The sequence below is a fragment of the Stenotrophomonas sp. TWI1183 genome (assembly GCF_039673115.1).
GTDB lineage: Bacteria > Pseudomonadota > Gammaproteobacteria > Xanthomonadales > Xanthomonadaceae > Stenotrophomonas > Stenotrophomonas maltophilia_AA.
Map to the genome: position 1 here is coordinate 26,143 of NZ_JBDJKZ010000010.1, position 26,356 is coordinate 52,498.

At 67.9% G+C, this 26,356-nt stretch carries 22 protein-coding genes; 10 read left to right on the plus strand and 12 right to left on the minus strand.

The annotated features are described in order from the left end of the window. Positions 1 to 6 precede the first annotated feature (6 nt). The 3 genes from ABE434_RS11070 to ABE434_RS11080 all read right to left on the minus strand — a co-directional run bounded on the left by ABE434_RS11070 (position 7) and on the right by ABE434_RS11080 (position 3,396). On the minus strand, positions 7 to 636 hold the full coding sequence (locus ABE434_RS11070) for a DsbA family protein (RefSeq protein WP_346478868.1): 630 nt from the start codon (positions 634 to 636) through the stop codon (positions 7 to 9). 76 nt (positions 637 to 712) lie between these two features. Continuing rightward, entirely contained in the window at positions 713 to 1,993 is a 1,281-nt protein-coding gene (locus tag ABE434_RS11075) for an amidohydrolase family protein (protein WP_346478869.1), read from the minus strand. Further along, positions 1,990 to 3,396, minus strand: coding sequence for an amidohydrolase (locus ABE434_RS11080; RefSeq protein ID WP_346478870.1), 1,407 nt, complete (start codon positions 3,394 to 3,396; stop codon positions 1,990 to 1,992). The genes ABE434_RS11075 and ABE434_RS11080 overlap by 4 nt, the downstream gene beginning before the upstream one ends. A gap of 250 nt (positions 3,397 to 3,646) precedes the next feature. Here ABE434_RS11080 and ABE434_RS11085 point away from each other — a divergent pair, with 250 nt between their 5' ends. The 3 genes from ABE434_RS11085 (at position 3,647) to ABE434_RS11095 (ending at position 8,721) form a co-directional block, all read left to right on the plus strand. Further along, positions 3,647 to 7,243 carry an autotransporter domain-containing protein gene (locus tag ABE434_RS11085; protein ID WP_346478871.1) on the plus strand — a complete coding sequence of 1,199 codons (3,597 nt, stop codon included), beginning with the start codon at positions 3,647 to 3,649 and terminating at the stop codon, positions 7,241 to 7,243. 109 nt (positions 7,244 to 7,352) lie between these two features. Beyond that, positions 7,353 to 8,129, plus strand: coding sequence for an AMP nucleosidase (locus ABE434_RS11090; RefSeq protein ID WP_088432404.1), 777 nt, complete (start codon positions 7,353 to 7,355; stop codon positions 8,127 to 8,129). Between the two features lie 52 nt (positions 8,130 to 8,181). Beyond that, positions 8,182 to 8,721, plus strand: coding sequence for a DUF924 family protein (locus tag ABE434_RS11095; protein ID WP_346478872.1), 540 nt, complete (start codon positions 8,182 to 8,184; stop codon positions 8,719 to 8,721). A gap of 72 nt (positions 8,722 to 8,793) precedes the next feature. Here ABE434_RS11095 and grxD read toward each other — a convergent pair whose 3' ends face one another. Continuing rightward, on the minus strand, positions 8,794 to 9,720 hold the full coding sequence (grxD, locus tag ABE434_RS11100; RefSeq protein ID WP_176988236.1) for a Grx4 family monothiol glutaredoxin: 927 nt from the start codon (positions 9,718 to 9,720) through the stop codon (positions 8,794 to 8,796). 58 nt (positions 9,721 to 9,778) lie between these two features. Here grxD and ABE434_RS11105 point away from each other — a divergent pair, with 58 nt between their 5' ends. Beyond that, complete coding sequence (locus ABE434_RS11105) at positions 9,779 to 10,555, plus strand: polysaccharide deacetylase family protein (RefSeq protein WP_346478873.1); 777 nt, start codon at positions 9,779 to 9,781, stop codon at positions 10,553 to 10,555. 30 nt (positions 10,556 to 10,585) lie between these two features. On the opposite strand, the gene ABE434_RS11110 is transcribed toward ABE434_RS11105, so the two are convergent. From ABE434_RS11110 to ABE434_RS11130, 5 genes are all read right to left on the minus strand, one after another. Beyond that, on the minus strand, positions 10,586 to 10,909 hold the full coding sequence (locus ABE434_RS11110) for a hypothetical protein (RefSeq protein ID WP_346478874.1): 324 nt from the start codon (positions 10,907 to 10,909) through the stop codon (positions 10,586 to 10,588). A gap of 34 nt (positions 10,910 to 10,943) precedes the next feature. Continuing rightward, the gene (locus tag ABE434_RS11115; RefSeq protein ID WP_179460095.1) at positions 10,944 to 11,309 is read right to left on the minus strand and encodes a hypothetical protein; all 366 of its coding nucleotides are present in this window, start codon (positions 11,307 to 11,309) and stop codon (positions 10,944 to 10,946) included. A 69-nt stretch (positions 11,310 to 11,378) separates the two neighbouring features. Further along, a complete protein-coding gene (locus ABE434_RS11120; protein WP_346478938.1) occupies positions 11,379 to 12,062 on the minus strand; it encodes a class I SAM-dependent methyltransferase in 684 nt (227 codons plus the stop codon). Positions 12,063 to 12,079: 17 nt separating this feature from the next. Continuing rightward, positions 12,080 to 12,700, minus strand: a complete 621-nt coding sequence (locus tag ABE434_RS11125; RefSeq protein WP_346478875.1) for a GDSL-type esterase/lipase family protein — start codon at positions 12,698 to 12,700, stop codon at positions 12,080 to 12,082. After that, the gene (locus ABE434_RS11130; protein WP_346478876.1) at positions 12,700 to 13,974 is read right to left on the minus strand and encodes a pyridoxal phosphate-dependent aminotransferase; all 1,275 of its coding nucleotides are present in this window, start codon (positions 13,972 to 13,974) and stop codon (positions 12,700 to 12,702) included. Before ABE434_RS11130 ends, ABE434_RS11125 begins: the two co-directional genes overlap by 1 nt. A 174-nt stretch (positions 13,975 to 14,148) precedes the next feature. Between ABE434_RS11130 and rsgA the strand changes: the two genes are divergently transcribed. The 3 genes from rsgA to ABE434_RS11145 all read left to right on the plus strand — a co-directional run bounded on the left by rsgA (position 14,149) and on the right by ABE434_RS11145 (position 18,997). Next, positions 14,149 to 15,255, plus strand: a complete 1,107-nt coding sequence (rsgA, locus tag ABE434_RS11135) for a ribosome small subunit-dependent GTPase A (protein WP_176988242.1) — start codon at positions 14,149 to 14,151, stop codon at positions 15,253 to 15,255. Between the two features lie 19 nt (positions 15,256 to 15,274). Next, positions 15,275 to 16,528, plus strand: coding sequence for a flavohemoglobin expression-modulating QEGLA motif protein (locus ABE434_RS11140; RefSeq protein WP_346478877.1), 1,254 nt, complete (start codon positions 15,275 to 15,277; stop codon positions 16,526 to 16,528). Positions 16,529 to 16,705: 177 nt separating this feature from the next. Beyond that, entirely contained in the window at positions 16,706 to 18,997 is a 2,292-nt protein-coding gene (locus ABE434_RS11145) for a TonB-dependent receptor (protein WP_346478878.1), read from the plus strand. Between the two features lie 726 nt (positions 18,998 to 19,723). Here ABE434_RS11145 and phbB read toward each other — a convergent pair. Genes phbB through ABE434_RS11160 form a run of 3 tightly spaced genes read right to left on the minus strand, consistent with a single transcriptional unit; the run spans position 19,724 to position 23,040 of the window. Then, a complete protein-coding gene (phbB, locus tag ABE434_RS11150; RefSeq protein ID WP_088432597.1) occupies positions 19,724 to 20,464 on the minus strand; it encodes an acetoacetyl-CoA reductase in 741 nt (246 codons plus the stop codon). Positions 20,465 to 20,489: 25 nt separating this feature from the next. Then, entirely contained in the window at positions 20,490 to 21,818 is a 1,329-nt protein-coding gene (locus ABE434_RS11155) for a CitMHS family transporter (protein WP_176988487.1), read from the minus strand. Between the two features lie 40 nt (positions 21,819 to 21,858). Next, positions 21,859 to 23,040 (minus strand): porin, encoded by a 1,182-nt coding sequence (locus ABE434_RS11160; protein ID WP_346478879.1) that lies wholly within the window; start codon positions 23,038 to 23,040, stop codon positions 21,859 to 21,861. Positions 23,041 to 23,196: 156 nt separating this feature from the next. Between ABE434_RS11160 and ABE434_RS11165 the strand changes: the two genes are divergently transcribed. Genes ABE434_RS11165 through ABE434_RS11175 form a run of 3 tightly spaced genes read left to right on the plus strand, consistent with a single transcriptional unit; the run spans position 23,197 to position 26,316 of the window. Next, positions 23,197 to 23,895 carry a response regulator transcription factor gene (locus tag ABE434_RS11165; protein WP_346478880.1) on the plus strand — a complete coding sequence of 233 codons (699 nt, stop codon included), beginning with the start codon at positions 23,197 to 23,199 and terminating at the stop codon, positions 23,893 to 23,895. Beyond that, complete coding sequence (locus tag ABE434_RS11170; protein WP_346478881.1) at positions 23,885 to 25,267, plus strand: sensor histidine kinase; 1,383 nt, start codon at positions 23,885 to 23,887, stop codon at positions 25,265 to 25,267. Before ABE434_RS11165 ends, ABE434_RS11170 begins: the two co-directional genes overlap by 11 nt. Then, complete coding sequence (locus ABE434_RS11175) at positions 25,264 to 26,316, plus strand: ABC transporter substrate-binding protein (RefSeq protein ID WP_346478882.1); 1,053 nt, start codon at positions 25,264 to 25,266, stop codon at positions 26,314 to 26,316. The genes ABE434_RS11170 and ABE434_RS11175 overlap by 4 nt, the downstream gene beginning before the upstream one ends. The last annotated feature ends 40 nt before the right edge of the window (positions 26,317 to 26,356 follow it).

The following is a 26,356-nucleotide window of genomic DNA, read 5'->3' on the forward strand; positions in this document are numbered from 1 at the left end:
ACGACCTCAGCGGCTGCGCTCGACGGCCACCGGCAGGTCCACGATCCGGGCCCATTCGCCCTGCTCGAGCAGGCTGGGATCGGCCAGCACCGCCTGCATCAGCGGATGGGCGTCATTGCCCCAGAACAGCTCGCTCCCGATCGCCAGCGTCGGGACGCCGAATACCCCGGCGGCCAATGCGGCGTCGGTGTTGCGCCGCAGGTCCTCCTTGACTGCGGGGGCGCTGATCGCCGCGGCGACATCGGCGATGTCCAGCATCGCGCCGGGCAGGGCGAGCGCCGCGGCGCTGTCGCCGGCATGACCGTCGCGCCAGATCCAGTTGAACAGGAGGTCGACCGTCTCGTGGGTGGCCCCGGCGGCCAGGCACAGGCGCAGGACCGCCAGCGGGTTGAACGGATGGCCCGGCGGAAAACGCAGCGTCACCCCGGCACTGCGCGCCTGCCACAACGCCTGCCGATAGGTGAAAAGCCGCTTGGCCGGAATCTCGGCCGGGCCGAGGTTGCCCAGGTGATGCAGCACCGCGCCGAAGGCGATCGGCACCGGCACGATGCTCTTGAACTGCGGCAAGGCCTTGAGCTGCTGCCAGTGCAGATAGGCGAACGGTGAGACGAAATCGAAATACCAGCGCAGGGCCATGGTCGGATGCTCACGGGGCAGGGCGACAGGGTCGCCGAACGCAGGGCCGCCGCAGGCAGCGGCCCTGTGCAGGGGCTCAGCGCGAGTATGCGCGCGGTTCGGCGGAGGCTGGCGCCTGGTAGCGGTCGCGCAGGTCGGTCTGGCGCGAACGCATCGGCATCGCGCGGCCGCCCAGCCAGACCTGCTCGGCGTAGTGACCGACATCCAGCGGATCCCCCTCCCACAGCACCAGGTCGGCCAGCTTGCCCGGCTCGATGGTGCCGAGACGGTCGCCGACGCCCAGCGCCTGGGCCGGGACCCGGGTCAGGCCAGCCAGGCCATCGTCCCAGGGCAGCCCGTTGGCCACCGCATTGCCGGCCAGCTGGCGCATCTTGCGCGCGTTGTGCGAGGCATCGTCGCGCTGGGCGAAGCTGACCGGGACGCCGGCCGCCTTCAGCCGCGCGGCGTTCTGCAGGGTCGCGCCAAGCTGGTCGAAGCTGCTCGGCAGGTTGCCCAGCCCATCGACGAACACCGGCACGCCGGCCTGGGCCAGCTGCGGGGCCAGGCGCCAGGCTTCGGCACCGCCGGCGATGGCAATCCTGACCTTCTCACGCGCGGCCCAGCGCAGCAGCTGGCGGATGTCGGCGGCGCGGTCGACCTGCACCACGATCCGGCCCTGGCCGGCCAGATAGCGCGCCAGCGTGGCGCGTCCGGCGGGCGTCAGCAGGGCATGCGGCGAGTCGGCCGGGACGCGCCCGCGCGCCTCGCTGACCATCTGTTCCAGCAGCATCCACTGCGCGGCGCGCGAAGTGCCGGTGAGCTCCGCGCCGGACGCGCCGAGACGGATGAACAACGCCTGCGGGCCGACCGGATCGGCGCTGCCGTCCAGCCGCATCACGCCCCCTTGGCCGGCGATGAAACCGCCGCCCGTGTTGGCCCCGAGCAGGGTGAAACCGATGCCATCCAGCCGCGCGACCGGGATCAGCACCGAGTCCGGATTGAAGGCCAGGGTGACGTCGAACTCCGGGCGCAGCGGCTGGTCTTCCAGCTTGAGCGTGCTGTCCACCGTGGCCGATTCCCCGGAGACTTCTTCGATGCCGATGTCGGTGATGCCGCCGAACAGCGCCGGGGTCAGCGGCTTGCCCGCGGCGTCGACCACGGCCACACCGGCTGGCGTCGACAGGCCCGGGCCGACCGCGCGGATCACGCCGCCCTGGATCAGCACATCGCTGTGTTCCAGGCTGCCGCGTGCGGCGGCGGTGTGCACGGTGGCATTTCGGATCAGCAGATCCTGCGCGAACAACGCCGGTGCCACGCAGGCACCGGCGATCAACAGCAGGGCCTGCGGAAGCAGGCGCATCGCGACGCGGCGGCTCATGGGCGTGCCTCCTGGCCGAGCATGAAGTCCGACAGCGGCTGCCGCCTCACGTCCTGGCGGTCATAGACCTGGTGGCCGTCGACATAGACCTTTTCGGCCAGCGCGTACGAACTGAAGGGGCTGCCGTTCCAGACCACCACGTCACCCATCTTGCCCGCCTCCAGGCTGCCGGTCTGCTTCTCCACGCCCAGCGAGCGCGCCGCGTTGGAGGTGAGCCACATCATGGCCCGCTCCGGGGCGATCTCGATCCCGGCGCGGCGGGCGTTGGCGATCACCTTGGCCGCTTCCTGGTTCAAGCGCTGGATGCCTTCGGGCGAATCCGAGTGCACGATCGCGCAGCTGTTGGCCGGGCGATCGACCAGGGCGATGTTCTCCTGGATGCCATCGAAAGCCTCCATCTTGAAGCCCCACCAGTCCGCCCACAGCGCCCCGCACACGCCTTCCTCGGCGAGCCGGTCGGCCAGCTTGTAGGCCTCCACTGCGTGGTGGAAGGCGGCGATCTTGAAGCCGAATTCCCTGGACAGATCCAGCATCGTGGCCATTTCATCGGCGCGGTAGCAGTGGATGTGCACGCGGATGTCGCCCTGGATCGCGCCGGCCAGCGTATCCAGCTTCAGATCGCGCTTGCCGCCACTGTCGCCGGCGCTGTCGCCCTTGTCGTTGCCACTGAACCAGCGCTTTTTTTTCGGCTGCTTCGGGGTGTTCTTGGCGATGTACTCGCTGGCATCGATGAAGGCCGCGCGGTAGCCGGCGACGTTGCCCATGCGCGTGCCCGGCGCGGTGCCCTTGCCGCCGTAGACGCGCTTGGGATTCTCGCCGCAGGCCATCTTCAGGCCCCACGGCGCGCCGGGGAACTTCATCGCCTGGTAGGTGGTGGCGGGCACGTTCTTCAACGTCACGCCGCGCCCGCCGACCAGGTTGGCCGAGCCGGGCAGCACCTGCATCGACGTCACGCCACCGGCCAGTGCCGCAGCGAAGCCCGGGTCCTGCGGCCACACCGAGTGTTCGGCCCAGACGTTGGCGGTGACCGGCGCGGTCATCTCGTTGCCGTCGCTGTGCGCGCTCACGCCCGGGCTGGGATACACGCCCAGGTGCGAGTGCACGTCGATGATGCCGGGGGTGACCCACTTGCCCTGGCCGTCGACGCGGACCGCATCGGCCGGCGCACTCAGGCCGGTGCCCACGGCCGCGATGCGGCCGTCCTGCAGCAGGACATCGGCGTTGTCCATGCGCACGCCGGTGCCGGTGAGCACCGTGGCATTGCGGATCAGCACCGGGGCCGAGCGGATCGGCGCGTACGTGCTGGGATACGGATCCTGGACGAAACGGGAGGCCGCAGGCGCCGGCCCGGACACGATCGACATCAACGCCAGGCCAACGCCGACGCTCAACAACTTCTGCATGGTTCTCCCCGATGCGGCATGGACACAATTCCTCGACGCTAGTCGGGAGAGGGGCGGGTTGCCAAGTGACCTTTTACCTATTTTTATCAAATGGGACCTAGCATCCTTATGCGAAACAATTGTGAACTTTCCATGAATTTTGCGATAGGCTGAGTGCGGGCTAGTTGGCGCTACCGATAGCTGATCGAAATGCGTTATGTCAGCTCGCCCCTTGCCGAATTTCGAACCCGATCAAGGAAGTTCTGAGTACATGAACCAGAAATCGACGTCCCGCGCGGCCGCCCGCCGCCTGTCGCCAACCCTGTTGGCTTCCGCCATCACCGGCACCCTGCTCGCCGCCATTGCCGTCCCGGCCTTGGCCAGCCCCACCAGCGATGCCCTCCAGCGCTACCAGCAGCAGCGCGCCGAGCAGTCCGCCGCATTCGGCCGTGATCTGCAGAGCGTCTCGCTGGCGACGGCATTCGCCGCGCCGACCGCCTCCTTTGGCCAGACCGTTTCCCTCACCAGCCCGCGTGTCAGCGCCGGTCCTGATGGTCCGATCCTGGGGGAGCCGGGCGATCTGGAGAGCTGGCGCAGTGATGAATTCGCAGGTGACTGGGGTCTTGCGGCGATCAATGCCGACTACGCCTATGCGCGCGGCCTGACCGGCCAGGGAATCCGCCTCGGCGTGTTCGATTCCGGTACCGGGCTGGACCACCCTGAATTTGCCGGCAAGGATCACCGGAGCATCCGCATCGCCGATCTGCTGCCGGATGGCACCCGATGCACGAACACCACGGCCATCGACGGCGCAGGCGCCTGCTTTGCCAGCGACGGCGACGAGGTCCAGATCACCTACGTCGGGTTCAACGACAACGTTCCCGAGAACATCCGCGAGATCATCCGCAATGGTCCGTACGTACAGCCCGGCATTTCCTATGGCACCCACGGCACGCACGTGGGCGGGACCATGGTCGCCAACCGCGATGGCAATGGCATGCATGGCGTTGCGTTCGGTGCGGACCTGACCGCGGCCAAGCTGTTCTTCAACTCGGCCAGCGAGTGGCAGCGGGGGGCCACCGGCTATTCCGTGGTCTCGCTGGCGGGCGTCGGACCGGATTCGACGGCCTTCGCCGACATGTATGACCAGATGAACGCCCAGGGTGTCCGCGCCGTCAACCACAGTTGGGGCCTGGCCACCGAGCCGGGCGCCGCACTGATCGACCTGTACTACGGTGATGAGGAAACCCTGGAGTACCTGAGTACCTTCGCGGACGGCTCGCGCGCCAACGGCATGATCCAGGTGTGGGCGGCGGGCAACAGCGGCCCGAACGCCAGTCCCCAGGCCAGCCCGATTGCCGGTCTGTACGCCACGCTGCCGCGCGCGTTTGCCGATATCGAGCAGTACTGGGTGAGCGTGGTCAACGTCGACCAGAATTCCTTGCTCAGCAACCGCTCCAACAAGTGTGGGCTGAGTGCCAACTGGTGCCTCGCCGCGCCGGGCACCAATATCGCCTCCACCGTCTACGGTGATGATTCCCAGATCAACGCCGAGCTGCTCGTTGATGCGGACGGCAACCTGTTGCTGGACGTCATTTCCCGGGTCCCGACGTACGCCTACGGCCTGAACAGTGGTACCTCGATGGCGGCGCCGCATGTGACCGGCGCGCTCGGCCTGCTGTTCGAGCGCTTCCCGTACCTGACCAACGCCCAGGTGCGCGACGTCATGCTGACCACGGCGCGTGATCTCGGTGCGCCGGGCATCGATGAGATCTACGGCTGGGGCCTGCTCGACCTGCGCAAGGCCATCGAAGGCTACGGCCTGCTGCGCGTCGACACCGACGTGGTCATGAACGAGAAGGCCGGCGGCTTGAAGGTCTGGGAAGGCGATGCGTGGGACGACTGGACCAATGACATCGGCGGCCCGGGCAAGCTGACCAAGTCCGGTATCGGCTGGCTGCGTCTGAGCGGTGACAACAGCTTCAACGGCGCCATCGTGCGCGACGGCGTGCTCGAACTGGACGGCGCCAACGCGCTGACCGCCTCGGTCGATGTGCAGGGCGGTCAGTTCCTGCTCAACGGCCGCCTGGTGTCCACCACGCTCAACAGCCTGGGTGGCAGCAGCCTGATCTCCACCACCGGCGTGCTCGAAGCGTCGGCACTCAACGTGACCGGCGGGTCGGTCACCTTCAACGGTCTGCAGCAGGATGCTGACACGACCGTCGGCAGCGGCGGCAGCTTCGTGCTCAATGGCCGGCTGGTCGACAGCACGCTGACCTCGGCCGGCACCACCGGCGTCAATGCCGGTGCACTGCTGGACGGGTCTGACCTGTTCGTCACCGCCGGCACGGTGTCGTTCAACGGCGTGCAGCAGGGCGGCTCGACCGTGGTCGGCGCCAAGGGCACGCTGAAGGGCGTGGGCACGCTGGGCAGCACCCGCGTCGAGGGCATCATCGCGCCGGGCAACTCGATCGGCACGTTGACCATCAACGGCGATTACGTGCAGACCGCCAGCGGCATCTACCAGGCCGAGCTGGCCCCGGGCAGCCGCAGCGATCTGCTGCGCGTCACCGGTACGGCCACGCTGGATGGCACCCTGAAGGCACTGCCGGAAGCCGGCGTGTACTACCTTGGTGAGCAGTTCAACTTCCTGCAGGCTGCCGGTGGCGTCAACGGGCAGTTCGCCACCACCGACTTCTCGGCCTTCTCGCCGTTCCTGACGTTCAGCCTGGGCTACAGCGCCAATGGCGTGCGCATCGACGTCGCCCGCGGCAACGCGCTGGCCAGCGCCGCGGTCACGCCGAACCAGATCGCCGTGGCCACCAGCGCCGATGGCCTGGCCATCAACCAGGGCCTGCCCAGGCCGCTGACCCAGCTGTTCCCGGCCCAGGTCGGTGCGGCGCTGGATGCGCTGAGTGGTGAGATCCATGCCGCCACGCCGATGGCGCTGGTGGAAAGCAGCCGTTACCTGCGTGATGCGGCGCTGAGCCGTGCCGTGGGCGTGCGTTCGCCGGGGGCCGCGGATGAGGCGGCCGGTGGCGGCGCGTGGGTGCAGGCGATCGGTGGCAGCGGCAAGCTCGACGGCGATGCCAATGCCGCGCGCACCGATTCCAACAGCAATGGTCTGCTGGTCGGTGCCGATCATGTGTTCGGTGGCGGTTGGCAGGTCGGCGGGCTGGTCGGTACCGGCCGGACCGACATCAAGCAGGCGGCCGGTCGCGGCGCCCGTTCGGAGATCGACAACACCCACTTCGGTGCCTACGTGGGCAACCAGTGGGGGGCGTTCGGTCTGCGCGCCGGTCTGGGTTATTCCCGTCATGACGTGGACAGCAAGCGTCAGCTGACGTTTGCCGGCTACCAGGACGCGCTGTCGGCCAAGTACGACGCCACCACCCGCCAGGGCTTCATCGAAGGCGCGTACCGCTTCGGTGGTCGCGAAGGTGGCCTGGAGCCGTACCTGCAGTTCGCGCGCGTTGAAGTGGACGTGGACGGGATCACCGAACAGGGCGGCGCTGCTGCACTGAACGGCCAGGTCGCCGACACCCGCACCAACGTGGCGACCGCCGGCGTTCGGTTCGACAAGGGCCTGAAGACCTCGTGGCAGCAGGAAAGCTGGCTGCATGTCCGCGGTGGCGTCGGCTACCGCCGTGCCTCGGGCGACCGCAGCCAGGTCGCCGAGCTGGCGTGGACCGGTGGCAGCAGCTTCGCGGTCAGCGGCGCGGCGATCGCCGACAACGCCGTGGTCGCCGAGCTCGGCCTGTCGGCCTGGTTGAGCCCGCGCAACCAGCTGGAGCTGGGCTACAACGGCACCTTCGGTGATGACGCCCGCGACCGCAGCGTCACCGCGCGCTGGTCCGTGCAGTTCTGATCCAGCGGTACCGGTAAACCGAAAAAGGCGGCCACTGGCCGCCTTTTTCTTGCGTATTCGTCGATCTCGCTCAAAATTGCAGCCTCAGCACGACCGCAGGCAATCCCCCATGAAAACCAAACAGGACATCGTAGAAAACTGGCTGCCGCGTTACACCGGCGTGCCCCTGGAGCAGTTCGGCCAGCACATCCTGCTGACCAATTTCGGTGGCTACCTGCATACGTTTTCCCAGCTCACCGGGGCGCCCATCCAGGGCGCGGACCGGCCGATGGCCAGCGTCACCAGCGATGACATCACCCTGATCAACTTCGGCATGGGCAGCCCGAACGCGGCGATCATCATGGACCTGCTGTCGGCGGTGATGCCCAAGGCGGTGCTGTTCCTGGGCAAGTGCGGGGGGCTCAAGCGCAAGAACCAGCTGGGCGACCTGATCCTGCCGATCGCCGCGATCCGCGGCGAGGGCACCTCCAGCGACTACCTGCCGCCGGAAGTCCCGGCCCTGCCGGCCTTTGCCCTGCAGCGGGCGGTCTCGACCATGGTCCGCGATCTCGGCCACGACTACTGGACCGGCACCGTCTACACCACCAACCGCCGGGTCTGGGAGCACGACGAGGCCTTCAAGGAAAAGCTGCGGGTGATGCGCTGCATGGCCATCGACATGGAGACGGCGACCCTGTTCGCGGCCGGTTTCGCGAACCATATCCCGATCGGGGCCTTGCTGTTGGTGTCCGACCAGCCGATGATTCCCGACGGCGTGAAGACCGAGGTCTCCGATGCCAAGGTCAGCTCCCAGTTCGTCGAGAACCATATCCAGATTGGTATCGAGGCGCTTAAGCTGATACGGCGCAACGGCAAGTCGGTCCGCCACCTGCGTTTTGACGAGTAACGGCAATGGAACGGATGGACGTCTTGGGGCGTGCCATCCACAGGGGTAGTGAATGGACGTGGCGGCACAAGTAGTGGAATTCTGGCGCGACGCCGGACCGCAGCAGTGGTTCGCGCGCGATGACGCGTTCGATGCGCGGTTTCGCCAGCAGTTCCAGGAAGAGCATTTCGCCGCCGCCCGCCGCGCGCGCGAGCACTGGCTCGGCAGCGCCGATGGCGCGCTGGCGCTGATGATCCTGCTCGACCAGTTCCCGCGCAACTGCTTCCGCGAGACGGCGCATTCCTACGCCACCGACGGCCTGGCGCGTCACTACGCCATGCGTGCGGTGGAGGAGGGCCTGGACCTGCAGCTGGTACCCAAGCTGCGGGCTTTCATCTACCTGCCGTTCGAGCACTCCGAGGACCCGCAGGACCAGGAGCGCTCGGTGGCGATGTTCGATGCGCTGGGCGACAAGGAGTACCTGCAGTACGCAGAGCTGCACCGCGACATCATCCGGCGCTTCGGCCGCTTCCCGCACCGCAACGCGGTGCTGGGGCGGATGCCGACGCCGGAGGAGCTGGATTACCTGGCCGAAGGTGGGTTTGCGGGATGACCCCCCCCGCTGCCACCAACAAAAAAACGCCGGCAATGCCGGCGTTTTTCTTGTCCCGCAACGCGCCGAAGATCAGTACTTCGGCACGCCGTTGTCCACCTCGTTCGACCAGGCATCGATGCCGCCGGTGATGTTGGAGACCTTGGTGAAGCCCAGGGCGCGGAACTGCTCTGCGGCCTGCGCGCTGCGGCCGCCGTGGTGGCACAGGAAGGCCAGCGCGGTGTCCTTGGGCAGGGCTTCCAGACGGGCGCGGTTGTCGCCGTCGAAGGTTTCGAACGGGGCGTTGATCGCCGCGATCGCACGCTCGTCGGCCGGGCGCACGTCGACCACGGTGATGCTGCCGGCACGCAGCTGGTCGTCGGCGTCGCGCACGCTCAGTTCCTGAACGGCCTTCGGCGCGTTCGGGTTGTCGATCGCCAGGCCCTTGCCGCGGATGTCGTCGACCCAGTCGATGGTGATGCCTTCGGCGCGGCGCGCGCTGGCCAGGTCGAACTGCACGCGCAGGCCGTTGGACTCGGCGGCGATCGCGTTGTCGTCGTGCGGGGCGAGCTGGAAGTTCGGCTGGAAGCGCGCGTCGATGCCCAGCTGCAGCGAGGCACCCGGGGAATCGGCCAGCGCGCCACGCAGCATTTCCACGGCGGCCGGGGTCACGGTGATGCGCGGCGGGGTGCGGTCCGGCGCGGCCAGGCCGAGCACGCTGCTCAGTTCACCGTTGCCGGCCATCTGCAGGATGATGTCGCTGCCGCCGACCAGCTCGCCGTCGATGTACAGCTGCGGGATGGTCGGCCACTCGCCGTAGGCCTTGATGCCTTCGCGGATTTCCGCGTCGGCCAGCACGTTGACGTGGTCGAACTCCACGCCGAGGTCCTGCAGGGCGCCGACGGCCTTGGCCGAGAAACCGCACTGCGGCATGCTCGGCTGACCCTTCATGAACAGCACGACGCGGTTGGCGTTGAGAATGGATTCGATGCGCGAGCGCAGGGCGGGTTCAAGGGACATGGCGGTCGGGGTCCGGATATGCGAACCGCGTATTCTACGCGGCATGGCATCATGGGGCATGACCGTACCGGAAACGTTGTATCGCATTCCCCGGCGCCCCTGGCGCTGGCTGCCGTGGCTGGTGCTGTCGCAGCTGCTGGTGGTGCTGGTCTGGGTCGCTTGGGGCTGGCGCTACGGCCTGCCGTTGATGGTGGCGACCCACGCCCTGTTCATGGTGCCGGTATTCCTGCCCAACAGCCGCTTCTATGCCCCGGTGCTCAGCCGCCTTCCCGGCGACGCCCGCAAGGTCTGGCTGACCATCGATGACGGCCCCTCGGCCGAGACCCCGGCGGTGCTCGACCTGCTGGACCGCTACGAGGCCAAGGCGACCTTTTTCCTGGTCGGTGAACGCGCGCAGGCGCGGCCGGAGCTGGTGCAGGCGATGCTGGCCCGCGGGCACAGCCTGGGCAACCACAGCCACCGCCACCCGCAGACCCGCTTCTGGCGGCTCGGGCGGCAGGCGATGGCGGCCGAGATCACACAGTGCCAGCAGGCCCTCACCGCGATCGCGGGTACCCCGCCACGCTGGTACCGCTCGGTGGTCGGGATGACCAACCCGTTCGTGGCCCCCGCGTTGAAGCAGTGGCAGCTGACCCGGGTCGGCTGGAGCGCGCGTGGCTTCGACGGGGTGGAGTGCAGACCCGAGCAGGTGGTCGAGCGGATCACGCGTGACCTGGCGCCAGGCAGCATCGTGCTGCTGCATGAGGGCGCGGCGCATGGCCACAACCTCGCCATCATCGAAGCGGTACTGCAGGCGGTGCAGGCGCGCGGGCTGCACGCGGGTCTGCCGGACTGACGCCCGGCCGTCGGCCGGCGCAGGCCGGGCTCAGCTCAGGGCGCCGATGATCATCAGCAGGACCACGCCGAGCATGCTGCCGACCGAGATCACCAGGCCGAGGATCGCGAACACGCGGCGGCGGTCCGTCTGAAATGCGCCGGCTACGCCCAGGCCGAAGGCCACCAGCTGCATCAGGGCGGTGCACATCAGGCCAAGCCCGACCAGGATCGCCGACATCGAGGTCTCCTCCATGCCACCCGGCGTGGTGGTCTCGATGATGCCGGCGATGACGATCAGGCCCAGCATCAACACGGCGCCGCACAGGGCGGTGATGAACGCGGCAATACCCATGCCGGAATGAGGGGGGTGCATCAGGGCTCCTTGTCGATGCGGTGAAACGGAGGAATCAGGGGGCGAGGGGCTGCGCGGCCGCGGCGTCCGACGGCGGATGCGAGGCATGCCATTGGTCGCGGATCCAGCCGCCGAGCGACAGCTGCGCGATCAACACGCCCAGCGTCACCAGCAGCGCGATGATCCCGAACAGGCGCCGCCGGCGCGGCTGCAGCACGCTGCCCAGGCCGAGCAGCAGGGCCAGGATGGCCAGTCCGATACTGCTGCCGAGCAGGGCGGCCAGCGACCACGGCAGCTCGCGCATGGCCGCATGTTCGGGCGCATGCGCGTAATGCATGCTCAGCAGCAGCATCACCAGGCCACAGGCACTGACGATCAGCGCGGCGATGCCCAGCGCGGAATGTCGGGTCTGTCGGGGCATGGGCGGCTCCTTGCCGGAAAGGGGGGCGCGAGTATGCGCGCGTGCGGCCGGTGGCGCGAGTCGTGGCGGCTAGGCGGCCGCGGGGCGCACGCCGACGATCAGCCAGTTGTTGAAGGGCGTGTTGCCATACAGCGGCGTCATCCGCAGGTGCAGGCCGGCGGCGTCCAGTGGCGCGCGCAGGCTCGCGGCGTCCGGGTAGTGGCAGGGGCGCGTGCCCATCCAGCCGACCAGGTGCGCGAGCATGTCGGTGATCCGCGTGGTGCGGTCGCGACCGCTCTGGTCGGCAAGCGTGGTACGGATCACCAGCCGCGCGCCGGGGGCCACGCGGGTGGCGGCGGCGTGCAGCAACTGCGTCTGTGCGGCTGCGGGCAGGTACTGCAGCACGTCGAGCAGGGCGACGTTGCCATGGTGGGCGGGCAGGGTGGCGCTGGCATCCACGCAGGAGAAGGTAGCCTGCGGCAACCCGGCGCGTGTGCTGGCGCGCTCGGCCCGCGCGATCTTGTCGGCGTCGATGTCCAGCCCGTGGTAGGCCAGTGCGCTGCCGTGCTGGCGCAGCACGTGGGCCAGCAGGCCCAGGCCGCAGCCGATATCCAGCAACGGGAGGGCAGGCGCCTCGTCCAGCGCGGCGAGCACGCCGGGATACAGCGGATCGCTGCCGAGTTTGCCGCGGCTGTAATAATAGTCGCGACGGTTGCCGAGCCGCTGCGCCGGCAGGAACGCCGTGGCGATCCGGCGGGCCTGCTCCCTGGCCAGCGGCAGCGTGGCCTCGCTCAGCGGGTCGGCTCCGCCCACAGCACGCGCGTCACGTCGAACGCGCGCTGGTGCCACAGCGTGTACATCGCCGCGGACGGATGCAGGCCATCCTCGGCCAGCATGACGGTCTCACCGCCCCATTGGCGGCTCAGGTCGGTGATGTCGACGAAGGCCACGTCGTGCTCGGCGCAGATTGCCGCGGCGGCGGCATTGTACGCATCCAGCTCATGACCGATCTGCCCGCGGTCGCGGCCGGACGCCACGGCGTACGGCGTCACGCCCCAATCCGGGATCGACAGCACCAGCACGCGCGGTGCACGGTCGCCGGCGAAGGCCAGCGCGCGCTGCAGCAGGGCGGTGAAGCGCGGGCGGTACTCGTCCACGCTGCGCCCACGGTATTGATCGTTGACCCCGATCAGCAGGCTCACCAGGTCGAACGGACCCTGTGGTGCGTCCGCATCGATGCCGGCCTCGAGCTCATCGGTGGTCCAGCCGGTGGTGGCGATGATCGTTGGATCGTCCAGCGCCACGCCGATATCGCGCAGGGCCGCAGCCAGTTGCATCGGCCAGCGCCCGGCGGGGTCAACGCCTTCGCCGATCGTGTAGGAATCGCCCAGGGCCAGATACGGCAGGCCCATCAGGCGACCGCGCTGCGCGGCTTGATCGGGACCACCTTCGTATTGGCTTCGGCGCGGCGTGCCAGGGCACGGTCGATGCGCGCGAACACATCGCGCATGACCTCCGGCTCGGGCAGCAGGGTCACGCGGAAGTGGTGGCGGTAAGGCACGTTGAAGCTCGAGCCCGGCACCACCAGCACGCCTTCCTCGTTCATCAGCTCCAGCGCGAAATCATGGTCATCGAAGCTGCGCGCAGCGGCCCCGACCACCGCCGGGAACGCGTACAGCGCGCCGGCCGGTGCCACCAGCGACAGATGCTCGCTGGCGTTGCAGGCCTCGATCACGGCGCGGCGGGTTTCATACAGGCGGCCACCGGGTGCGCACAGCGGCGAGATGGTGTCCGGCCCGTTCACGGCGGCATCGATGGCGTACTGGCCTGGCACGTTGGCGCACAGGCGCAACGCACTGAGCAGGTCCATCGCCGCGCGGAACTCGCCCAGCCGCTCGCCCGCGCCGGACAGCATCGCCCAGCCCACGCGCCAGCCGCAGGCGCGATGCACCTTGCTCAGGCCGCTGAAGGTGATGCACGGATGCTCGCCGGCCAGCGGCGCGACGGCATGGAACTGCGCGTCGTCATAGAGGATCTGGTCGTAGATCTCATCCACCATCAGCAGCAGGTTGTGCTTGGCCGCGATGGCGACGATGCGCTCCAGCAGCTCGCGCGAGTAGCTGGCGCCGCTGGGGTTGTTCGGGTTGATCAGCACGATCGCGCGGGTGCGCGAGGAGACCAGGGCCTCGATCTCGACCGGGTCGGGCTGGAAGCCGTTCTCCGGCGCGCAGCGGTAATACACCGGGCGACCATCGTTGAGGATGGTCGCGGCCGACCACAACGGATAGTCGGGTGAGGGCACCAGCACTTCGTCGCCCGGGTTGAGCAGGGCGCGCAGAGACAGGTCGATCAGCTCGCTCACGCCATTGCCGATGAATACCCGGTCCGGGTGCGCATCGGGTGCGCCGCGCCGGGCGTAGGCGGCGGCGATGGCTTCGCGCGCCTCCGGCAGGCCCTGCTGGTGGGTATACGGATCGGTGCGGCCCATGTCGTCGGCGATCGCGCGCTGCAGGTGCTCCGGCGCACGGAACCCGAAGTTGCCCGGGTTGCCGATGTTGAGCTTGATCAGCTTGCGGCCCTGGGCCTCCAGCTCCCGCGCTCGTCGCGCCAGTTCGCCCCGGATCTCGTAGCGGACTTCGGACAGGCGCTCGCGGGTGGCGAGCGGCTTCAGCGGGGGCGTGGACATGAACGGGCCGTCATTCAGGCATGGAAACCGCATGGTAGCGGAATTGTTGCGTTGCAGGGCAAGCGTTTCCGGCCGAATGCCCGGCCCTGCAAGGCAGTTGCAGATGAAAGGATTTCCGCGGGTGCGGACCGGCGTCGGCCTGTGCGGCGACGGCCGGTCGCCACACCCTTTAGAATGGGCACGATGAGCGAACCCACTGATTACCTTGCCCTGCAGACCATTGGCTGGCCCTGGCCGGGCGGCCCGGAGCTGCCGGCCTGGCAGGCCCTGTTCGAACAGTTCCCGCAGGCGCGCCCCGGCCGGGTGATCGAGCAGCATCGCACCGGGTACATCGTCTCCGATGCGCCGGAAGCGGCGATCAAGACCGAATCCCCGCCGGAGTGGCAGCGCCCGCGCTTCCCCAGCCACGAGCGCGCGGCGGTCGGCGACTGGGTGCTGCTGGACGGCATCAAGATCGTCGCCCTGCTGCCGCGACGCACCGCCATCAAGCGTGGCGCCGCCGGCGAGCATTACCACCAGCAGGTGATCGCGGCCAACATCGATACGGTGTTCATCGTCTGTGGCCTGGATGCCGACTTCAACCCGCGCCGGATCGAGCGCTACCTGCTGCTGGTCGGCGGGGGCGGTGCACAGCCGGTGGTGGTGCTGACCAAGGCCGACCAGACCGAATACAGCCAGGACGCCCTGGATGTGCTGGAAGAACTGGCGGCGCAGAACATTCCGCTGCTGGCGATCAACGGCAAGGACCCGGCCAGCGCCTCGGCCCTGCTGCCGTGGCTGGCCGCCGGCCAGACCGTGGTGCTGGTCGGTTCGTCCGGTGCCGGCAAGTCGACCCTGACCAATACGCTGCTCGGCCACGAGCGCATGAAGACCGCGGATGTGCGCGTCAACGACTCGCGCGGCCGCCACACCACCACCCATCGTGCCTTGATTCCGCTGCCGGCCGGCGCCTGCCTGATCGACACCCCCGGCATGCGCGAGCTGAAGCCGACCGGTGAAGAGGCCCTGAGCGAAGGCGGTTTCTCCGACGTGGAAGCGCTGTCGGCGCAATGCCGTTTCCGCGACTGCGCGCACCAGCGTGAGCCGGGCTGTGCGATCCGCGCGGCCATCGACGACGGCACGCTGGATGAAGAGCGCCTGCTCAACTACTTCAAGCTGAAGGAAGAAGTCGCCGCGGCCGCCGCCAAGCTGGCCGTGCGCCAGGCGCAGCAGGCCATCGAGCGCAAGCACGTCGGCAAGGGCGCCCAGTGGCGCCCGGGCGGGAAGGGCGGCCGGCGATAGCTTTTGCTACTGTCCGTCCATGGACACGCCAATGACCGTGGATCGTGACGTTGCCCACCACACCGCGCTCGATGCCCAACTGGTCGAGGCGGTGGGCGGGATCAAACTGCTCGGGCTGACCAGTTGGCCGGCCGCGTTGCAGGCGCCGTTCCTGGCCAGCGTCGCCCGGGGCCAGCCGGTCCTGCCGCAGGTCGACTACCCCCGGCTCGATTTCGCCGATACCCGCCATCGGCTGGCCGCGATCAGCGCCCAATGCGATCCCGACCATCCCATCGGCCTGTATGTGCAGCGCTCGGCGCACAGCTGGGACCAGGCCGCCGGTCTGCTCGAATCGCTGGGAACGCCCGACGTGGACCGCTACTCGGTGGAGCTGTTCGGCGCGCCCGAGCAGCCGCTGCCCGGCAACGGCCCCAGCACCCGCGATGCGGCCCGCCACTTCATCCAGATCGCGCAGGAGCTGGACCACGAACTGCTCGCGCCCGAAGAACAGGTGCCGGTCTCGGCCACGGCCCTGCAGCTGCAGCTGCAGAGCGATCTGGATGCCTTCTTCGAGTCGCGCATCATCACCGTGCAGCTGGATCCGGAGCTGATCTCCAAGGCCGCTGCCGGCCCCAACCGGATCCGCCTGCGCACCAGCGCCCGCTTCAGCGCCTACGATCGCGCGCAGCTGTTCCACCACGAGGCGCTGGTCCACTCACTGACCGCACTCAACGGCCGCGAACAGCCCCACCTGCCCAGCCTGGCGCTGTCGTCGCCGCGGGTCACCGCGACCCAGGAAGGGCTGGCCACGTTCGCCGAACAGATCACCGGCAGCATCGACATCGAGCGCCTCAAGCGCATCAGCCTGCGCACCGAAGCGATCGCGATGGCACGCGAGGGCGCCGATTTCATCGCGGTGTTCCGCTATTTCTGCGATGCCGGGCAGAACAACGAAGAGAGCTTCGCCTCCGCCCAGCGTGTGTTCCGCGGCGTGCCGCCGAGCGGCGGCGCCGCCTTCACCAAGGACACCGTGTATCTGCGCGGGCTGGTCTCGGTGCACACCTTCTTCCGGCACATGCTGGCCGAAGACCGCCTGCAGGTCTGCCGCTGGCTGTTCGCCGGCAAGATGTCGCTGACCGATGCGATCGCTTTCGCGCCGCTGTTCGAAGAGGGCATCCTGCGGCCGCCGCGCTGGCTGCCGCACTGGGTCAGCCGCGCGAATGGGTTGGCCGGCATGCTGGCGTTCTCGCTGTTCGCCAACCGCATCCGCATGGATCAGCTCGCCCCCGAGTAGTGCCGGCCGCTGGCCGGCTGCCTCGCGCACCCTCCGCGCGCATCCCACGCGTTCGTGAGCACTGCATCGCAATTCATCTGCGATCACTCTTACCGTCAACATCCTTTCATGTTCCGCTCGCATGCTGGTCATGCACCTGCATTGCGCAGGTCATTTTCCCCCATGTAACGGACGACCATGCTTACCCGACCCCTGACGATCGCGGTGGCGCTCGCGCTGTGCGCCGCCAACGCCCACGCCGCCGATGTAGACGCCACCGCCGCTGCCAATGTCGCGCTCAGCGCGCAGACACTCGATACCGTTTCGGTGATCGGCCAGGGCGAGACCCGCCAGGTGCAGCGCATCACGGCAGTGGACAAGGAGGTGCTGCCGCCGGGTACCAGTGGCCAGAAGATTCTTGATCGCCTGCCGGGCGTCTCCGTGCAGTCCAACGATGCCTTCGGCGCCAATGAAGAATCGCAGACGATCAGCCTGCGCGGCTTCGACAAGAGCCGCCTGGGCTATACGCTGGACGGCATCCCGCTGGGCGACAACAGCTACGGCAACTACAACGGCCTGAGCATCGCCCGCGCGTTGATCGCCGAGAACCTGGCCGGCGCCGAGCTGTCGCAGGGCATCGGCTCGCTGGGCGTGGCGTCCACCAGCAACCTCGGCGGCACCATCCAGTACTTCTCGCAGGACCCGTCCACCGAGTTCGGCGGCAAGGCCAGCGTCACCGTCGGCGATGACAACCAGCGCCGCGGTTACCTGCGGGTGGACACCGGCGACCTCAACGGCTTCTCGGCGTATGTCTCCGGCGTGCACCAGGATTCGGACATGTGGGCCGAGCCGAACCAGAACCAGACCACCCGCCAGTTCAATGCCAAGGCGATCTGGAACGTCGGCGACAATCGTTTCGGTGCCTTTGCCGCCACCTCGCGCGTGAGCCAGGCCAACTACGCCTATCTCTCCAAGAGCATGCTCGCGCGTGGCCTGGGCTGGGACTGGAACATCTACGCCCCGGACTGGGACCGCGCGGTCGCCGCCGCCTACTGTGCACCGGGCACCTACAACGCGCAGAAGTGTGCGTTCACCGGTGGCGTCAACAGCATCGACGATGCGTACTACCAGAGCCGCGCACTGCGCGACGACAACCTCTACTCGCTGGATGCCGACCTCGCGCTGGGCGACAACGCCCGCCTGAAGCTGCTCGGCTACCACCACGAGAACCGTGGCCAGGGCCACTGGTGGGCACCGGGCCAGCCATCCAACCCGGGCACCCCGGAGATGCTGCCGATTTCGATCCGCAGCACCAACTACACCATCAACCGCCAGGGCATCACCGCCGCACTGAGCTGGCAGTGGGGCATCCATTCGCTGGAAGCCGGCCTGTGGTACGAGCGCAACGACCACAATGTCGAGCGCAACTTCTACTACATCACCGGCCCGTTCCTCGATGATGGCTATCTCAACCATCCGGACCGTCGTCTGTTCGATCAGGACTTCGACATCCGCACGCGCCAGTTCTACGTGCAGGACCGCATGCGCTTCCTGGACGACCGCCTGACCGTGGACGTGGGCATCAAGAGCCCGAACACCCGCATGACTGCCAACGCCAAGCCGGGTACCGAAGCCAGCTACGCCTCGGGCACGCTGACCGCCAAGGAATCGGTGCTGCCGCAGGCCGGCATCGGCTTCAGGCTGAGCCCGAACCAGGAAGTGTTCGCCTCGTACTCGGAGAACATCGCTGCCTTCGTCGGCGGCGGCAGCGGTGGCCCGCTGCAGGTCTCGCCGGAATCCTTCGCGGCCAGCGCCGGGCTGGAGCCGGAGAAGTCGAAGACGCTGGAGGCCGGCTTCCGCACCTTCGGCGAGAAGTACCAGGCCTCGATCGCGGCCTACCACGTGATGTTCGACAACCGCCTGCTCTCGCTCAATCCGTGCACCAGCATCGAAGTGGGCACGCGCCCGGAGTGCATCACGCGCTTCATCAACGTGGGTTCGGTGAAGAGCCGTGGTGCGGAGCTGACCTTCATCCTCAAGCCGATCGATGGCCTGCAGTGGTACAACGCGCTCTCCTGGAACAAGACCACCTACGAGGACAACTACACCTCGGGCGGTGCGATCGTGCCGGTGGCCGGCAAGATCACGGTGGACACGCCCGAGCGCATGGCCTCCAGCGAGATCAGCTGGAACCGCGACGGTTTCTTCGCCAGCCTGCGCGCGAAGTACACGGGCAAGCGTTACTACACGTACACCAACGACCAGTCGGTGCCGGGCGTGACGACGTTCGATGCGGGCATGGGGTATTCGTTCGGGCCGGGCATGGGCCTGCGCGATATCAAGGTGTCGCTCAACGCGACCAACCTGACCAACAAGCGCTACGCCGGCCAGCTCAGTTCGTTCGCCCCGACCGATCCGACCGGCACCCGCTACGCGATCCACGCCAGCGCGCCGCGCCAGCTGTTCATGACGGTCGCTGCGGAGTTCTGACCGCCACCTGCAAGGGCAAGGGTAGCCACCGACCGTTGGTCGGTGGGCGCAACGCCTCCCAGATGGCTGGGCCAGGCGCGGGGTGTGTGGGTTCGCGGGACGCGCCGTAAACCCATCCATGGGGGCTCGTGAGCCGCATCCATGCGGCACAACGGTCCCGCCAACCCACACACCCCACGCCTCCGACATTTGGCTGGTGGCCATGGAGATGAAGAGCCGGTGCCGAGCGGAGCGGATCCGTGGTGGGCTGAACGCTCTAAGCCGAACAAGCCACGCACGCCAAGCGAGCCTGGCGAAGCAGGCAAGGCTCGCCAGAGCAGGCGAGGCAAGCAGGCAAGTCAAAGCAAGCGAAGCACACCGGCAAACAAGCACGCTAAAGCAAGCCAAAGCAAGCCAAAGCACGCCAAAGCACGCCAAAGCAACGGCGTCACCAAGAGCCTGCTCTTTCGTTGCGCACCAGTCCCCTGTCAAAGGGTGGGCACGGGTGGGTTGGCGGGACCATGTGTTGCCATGGATGGCAACACATGAGCTTACATGGACGTACTTGCAGCGGGTCCCGCCAACCCACCCGTGCCTGCCCAGCGCGACACGAACCTGCCCACCAGCTTTTTACCTACTGTCGCCGTTGCTGTTGCGCTAAAAAAGCCAAAAAAAGCCGCGACGCCTCTCAGCATCGCGGCTCACCCCGTGGGGGAGGTCACGCATCAAACGGGATGCGCAAAAACATCAGAACATGTGCAGACCACCATTCACCGCATAATCCGCACCGGTCACATACGCCGCATCGTCCGACGCCAACCACGCACACAGACTCGCCACCTCCTCCGGCTTGCCCAGACGACGGATCGGCACAGACCCCGCCAGACGATCCAGCACATCCGGCGGAAAACTGCTGATCGACTGACTCGCGATATACCCCGGCGAAATCGTATTGACCGTCACGCCCCGCGTCGCCACCTCATTGGCCAGCGCCCGGCTGAACCCATGCATCGCCGCCTTCGCCGTCGCGAAGTTCACCTGGCCGATCTGGCCCTTGTGCGCACTGACCGAACCGATGTTCACGATCCGGCCCCAGCCGCGCGTGCTCATCCCATCGATCACCTGCTTGGTGATGTTGAACAGCGCATGCAGATTCGAGCCCATCACCGCGTTCCAGTCGTCCGGACTCATCTGCCGGAACAACACATCGCGGCTGCCGCCGGCATTGTTCACCAGCACATCGATCTCGCCGACCTCGGCCTTCACCTTGGCGAAGGCGGCCACCGTCGAGGACCAGTCCGCGGCGTTGCCTTCCGATGCGATGAAATCAAAGCCGAGCTCGCGCTGCTCGCGCAGCCAGGCAGCCTTGCGCGGCGAATTCGGGGCGCAGCCGGCGACCACGGTGTGGCCGTTGCGGGCCAGCTTCTGGCAGATGGCAGTGCCGACACTGCCCATGGCGCTGGTGACGTAGGCGATGCGAAGAGTCATGGCGGAACGCTCCTTGGGAGACGGATCAGGACGCAAGCGGGTACAGGCCGAACAGCAGCCCACCGAACATCAGCAACAGCGAAATGGCGATGGCCCACTTCAGGGTGAACTTCTGGTGGTCGGCGAATTCCACCTTGGCCAAGCCGACCAGCAGATAGGTCGAGGGCACCAGCGGGCTGAGCAGATGCACCGGCTGGCCGGCCAACGAGGCGCGCGCCATTTCCACCGGGGTGATGCCGTAGTTGCCGGCGGCCTCGGACAGGATCGGCAGCACGCCGAAGTAGAAGGCATCGTTGGACATGAAGAAGGTGAACGGCATCGAGGCCAGGGCGGTGATCACCGCCAGGTACGGGCCCCAGCTGTCCGGGATGATCGCCAGGAAGCTGTGCGACATCGCCTCCACCATGCCGGTGTTGTTGAGGATGCCGGTGAAGATGCCGGCCGCGAAGATCAGCGACACCACCGACAGCACGTTGCCGGCATGGTTGACCACGCGGCGGCGCTGCTCGGCCAGGTTCGGGTAGTTGATCACCAGGGCGATCGCGAAGCCGACCATGAACAGCACCGGCATCGGCAGCACGCCCAGGATCAGTGCGGTCATCAGCGCGATGGTCAGGCCAAGGTTCACCCACAGCAGCTTCGGACGCTTGGTGTCCTCGGCATCTTCCACGGTCGGCAGCGTGTTGCCGTCATCGGAGACGCTGTTGTCCATCCAGCTGCCGCCCTGCGGCAGGGTCACCACGCCCAGGCGACGGCGCTCCTTCATGCCCAGGTACCAGGCCAGCACCAGCACGCCGGCACAGGCGATCACCATCGAGGGGATCAGCGGCACGAACACGTCGGCCGGGTCCACATGCAGCGCGGTGGCGGCGCGGGCGGTCGGGCCGCCCCACGGGGTCAGGTTCATCACGCCGCCGGCGAGGATGGTCACGCAGGTCATGTTCAACGCGTTCATGCCCAGCCGCTGATACAACGGCAGCATCGCCGAGACGGTGATCATGTAGGTGGTCGAGCCGTCGCCGTCGAGCGAGATCAGCATCGCCAGGATGGCGGTGCCGAGCACGATCTTCATCGGGTCTCCCTTGACGAAGCGCAGGATGATCCGCACCAGCGGATCGAACAGTCCCGCATCGATCATCACCCCGAAGTACAGGATGGCGAACATCAGCATCACGCCGGTCGGCGCGATCTTCTTGATGCCTTCCAGCATCATGTCGTCGATGCCGGCCGCGAAGCCGCCGATCAGCGCGAACAGGATCGGAATGGTGATGAGGGCGACCAGCGGCGAGAGCCGCTTGCTCATGATCAAGTACATGAATGTAATGACCATGCCAAAGCCGAGGATGCTCAGCATCATCTGCATTCTCCAGAAGCAACGGGGCGGAAAGAGGGGATCAGAAGTCGTACTGCAGGCGGCCGGTGACCGCGCGGGTGCGATCCACGGTGGCGTCGGCCAGGCGGTCGCGGTTGCGGCTTTCGATCAGGTTGAGCATGAAGCGCAGGTTCGGGCGCATGTACCAGTTGCCGCCCAGCGTCCACGCCTCGGTCTGGCCATCGCGCAGATCGGGCTGGCCGATCAGGTGCTGGTCGCCGCGCATCTGGTCATAGCGCAGCGCCAGCTCGAACGCACCGGCCCTGTGCTGGAAATCCTTGACCCGGCCGAAGCGCCCGGTCTTGCGGTCGTACACGCGCGATTCGCCGGTGACGAACCAGCTGACCAGGCCGTAGCCGGCCAGCACCTTGCCGCGCTGGCTGCCGTCGTCGAAGGTAGCGCCGCTGAATTCGCCCTGCCACGACAGTGGCCCGCGGACCTGGGCGTACTCCAGCGACCACTTGTTGACGTCGGTATCGCGGCCGGCCGAGAAGTCCACCAGGGTCAGGCGGCTGTTGTCGGAGAGGTGACCCGCCGGGCGCGGCCGGATCTTCAGCCCGGGCACGCCATCGGCGCCCGGGGTGTCGTAGCGCTCATGCGCCAGCGACACGCCCAGGTGCAGTACGTCGCCGGCGGTGGCGCCGGGCGCCCAGGTCGCGCGGCCACCGGCGGCACGGCCCTTGACCTGCCACGCATCGATGCTTTCCAGGCTGTAGGCGCTGGCGGCCCAGGTCATGTCGCCGCGTGCGGCCTGCCAGGAGGCCCCGAGGCGATACAGCGGCGCCAGCGTGGTGCCGGCATTGCCGCGCTCCAGGAAGGTGCCGTAGTTGGAACTGGTGCGGTCATCCAGCGAGAAGAACTGCTTGAACTGGCCCACGGTCAGCTTGCCGGCCTCGCCGAAGCTGCGGCTGACGAAGACATCCTTGGCTTTGACACGGTCGCCGGAGAAATCCGCTTCCATTTTGTAGTCGACGGCAAAGAACTTGCCGGACACGTCAAGCCACGCGCGGCGGATCTCGGTGTCGTCCTTGTTCGGGATGCCGCGGCTGTCGTTGTGGAAATCGGCGAAGTCCAGGTGCAGGCGGCCGCCGAGGCTGGCCGTGACCGGGCGGTCGTCATCGCGGTCGTCGGCGGCCCAGGCCGGCGCGGCCAACAACAGGGTGCAGGCGGCAGGCATGCACCAGCGCAAGGCGTTCAGTTCCATGGACCCTCCCAGGTACCGGATGTTCGGGGGTGACGCGATGGCGCAGCCTAGTGCCGGGATGCTGTCATCCACCTGTCAGCCATTGCTGCGCCGCAGCGAAACGCACGGATGCGGCTGCACGCGCTAGCATTCCCGCACCTTTCCCGATCCCGACCGATGCGCATCCTGCTGGTGGAAGACAACCCGGACCTGGCCGACGCGATCGTCCGTCGCATGCGCCGCAGCGGCCACGCCGTGGACTGGCAGAGCGACGGGCTGGCCGCGGCGAGCGTGCTGCGTTACCAGAGCTTCGATCTGGTCGTGCTCGATATCGGCCTGCCCAAACTGGATGGGCTGCGCGTGCTGGCCGGCATGCGCGAGCGCGGTGACAGCACCCCGGTGCTGATGCTGACCGCGCGCGACGGGATCGAGGACCGCGTGCAGGCGCTGGATGTCGGCGCGGACGATTACCTGGGAAAACCATTCGATTTCCGCGAATTCGAAGCGCGCTGCCGCGTGCTGCTGCGGCGCACCCGGGGACAGGCCAGCGAGGTGGTGCAGATCGGTGGGTTCCAGTTCGACAACGCCGCGCACCGGGTCAGCCTGGACGGCCAGCCGATCGAGCTGCCCAACCGTGAGTACCGCCTGCTCGAGATCCTGATGGGGCGGCTGGGGCAGGTGGTCGGCAAGGACGAGATCGGCAATGGCCTGTTCGGCTTCGATGACGAGGCCGGGCCCAACGCGATCGAGCTCTATGTCGGCCGTCTGCGCCGCAAGCTGGCCGACGCGCCGCTGCGGATCGTCACTGTGCGTGGCAGCGGCTACCTGCTTGAAGCACACGACGCCACGCCCGATGGCGGCGCCGATGGCGACTGAGGCCCGCGCGCCGACCTCGGTCCGGCGCACGCTGTGGCTGTACCTGGGTGGCCTGATGGCTCTGTTCGCCGTGGCGTTGTTCTTCGGTGCGCGCGACTACGGCCAGCGCGCCGCCAACCGTTCCTACGATCACCTGCTGGTGTCCTCGGCGCTGTCGATCATCGACTCGGTGGCGCTGGTGGATGCGCAGTGGCAGGTCGATCTGCCGTACGCCTCGCTGGACCTGCTGGCGATGGCGCCGGAGGACCGCGTGTTCTACCGCGTCTCCGATGCGCGCAACCAGACCGTGACCGGCTACGGCGATCTGCCCGCGCCGCCGCGCGCGCCGAGCGATCGCCCGCAGTTGTTCGACGCGCCCTACAGCGGGGAGACGGTGCGCTTCGTGGTGGTGTCGCGCCGGGTCTCCTCGCCGTCCGCCCAGGCCGAAGTGCGCGTGCAGGTGGGGCAGACGCGACGGGCGCGCGAGGCGCTGGCGCAGGACATGGTGACTCGCGCGCTGGTCGCGATCGTGGTGCTCTCGCTGTTGTCGCTGGCGCTGGTCGCGCTTGGCGTGCACCGCGCGCTGCGGCCGCTGGTGCGGGTCGAGCGCGAGCTGTCCAGGCGCGAGCCGTCCGACCTGCGGCCACTGGATGCCGCCACGCCGCAGGAGATGGACCAGATGGTCGGCGCGCTCAACCACTTCATGGGCCGGCTTTCGAGCAGCAATGAAACCCTGCGTGCCTTCATGGCCGAGGCCGCGCACCAGATGCGCACCCCCTTGGCGGCACTGCGTGCGCAGGCACAGCTGGCGCTGGACGATGAAGATCCGGAGGACATGCGGCGCAGCCTGCAGGCGATCGAGCGCAATGCCACCCACATGAGCCGCCTGCTCAACCAGCTGCTCAGCGATGCCAGCGTGATCCATCGCGCCAACCTGCAGCGCTTCGCCCTGGTCGACCTGGCCGAGATCGTGCACCAGGCCCTGCACGAGGCCTTGCCGCAGGCATTGCCCGCACCTCGCGTGCAGCTGGCGGTGACCAGCGATCCGGCGTGGGTCAACGGCGATGCACTGCTGCTGCGCGAAGCGATCAAGAACCTGATCGACAATGCGCTCAAATACGGCGGCGACGGCGTACTGCAGCTGGCGCTGACCACCGATGACAGCCACTGCGTGCTGACCATCGCCGACCACGGCCCGGGCATCGCACCGGCCGATGCCGAACGCGTGTTCGAGCGCTTCGCACGTGGCGAAGGCGCCGCGGCCGGCGGTGCCGGACTGGGTCTGGCGATCGTCAAGCGCGTGGTCGACAGTCATGGCGGCCACATCGATCTGGCCAACCGTGTGGGTGGCGGGCTGGTCGCCACCATCCGGCTGCCGAGGAGGCGCGCATGAAACGCTGGCATGGCCTGTTGCTGTTGCTGTTCACCACCACGGTCTTCGCTGATCCGGGCGATGTGCAGCGCTTCCCGGCGCAGGGCGCTCCCACCGCGCAGCTGCGCATCCACGGCTCGACCGACATCGAAGTCTTCGCCACGGTGATTGCCGATTACCAGCGGCTGCATCCCGGCACGGAGATCGTCTACGAAGACATCATCACGCAGGACATGTATGCGCGCTACCTGCGGGATCGCAGCGGTCCGGCTTCACCGGACATGCTGATCAGCAGTGGCATGGATCTGCAGGCCAAGCTGGTCAACGATGGCCATGCGCTGGCGCACCGCTCGGCGCAGACGGATGCGCTGCCCGGCTGGGCACAGTGGCGGCACGAAGCATTCGGGATCAGCTATGAGCCGGTCGCGATGGTCTACAACACCCGTACGCTGCCGGCGGCCCGGGTGCCGCACACGCGCCGGCAGCTGCTGGAGCTGCTGCGGGCGCCCGATGCGCCATTGTTGGGGCGGGTGGGAACCTACGATGTGCAGCGCAGCAGCGTCGGCTATCTGTTGGCGACCCAGGACGGCCAACGCGGCAGCATGGCCGGCGCCCTGCTCGGAGCGCTGGGCGACAACCGGGTGCAGCTGGAGGAGCGCACCGGCGTGCTGCTCGACAAGGTCAGCAGCGGCCAGCTCTCGCTGGTCTACAACGTGCTCGGCTCCTATGCGCAGGCCCGGATCGATGCGGGTGCGCCGCTGGGCATCATCGAACCGGAGGACTACACGCTGGTGATGCTGCGCACCGCGGTGATTCCGCGTGGTGGCCGGCATCCGGAAGAAGCCCGCCGCTTCCTCGACTATCTGCTCTCACCGCGCGGGCAGCAGGTGCTCTCCCGCGAGGCGCGGCTGATGCCGATCCTGCCGGCGGCGGGCCAGCGCCGTGGCGCTTCGCCGGAGCGCAGCTACCGTCCGATCCAGCTCGGCCCGGGCCTGCTGGTGTACCTGGACGGACTCAAGCGCCGCCAGTTCCTGGAAGCGTGGCGCGGCAGCATGCAGCAGGAGCGGTGAGGCCGCCAGCGGGCGGCCCGCGCATTCCATCTGCGCGGGA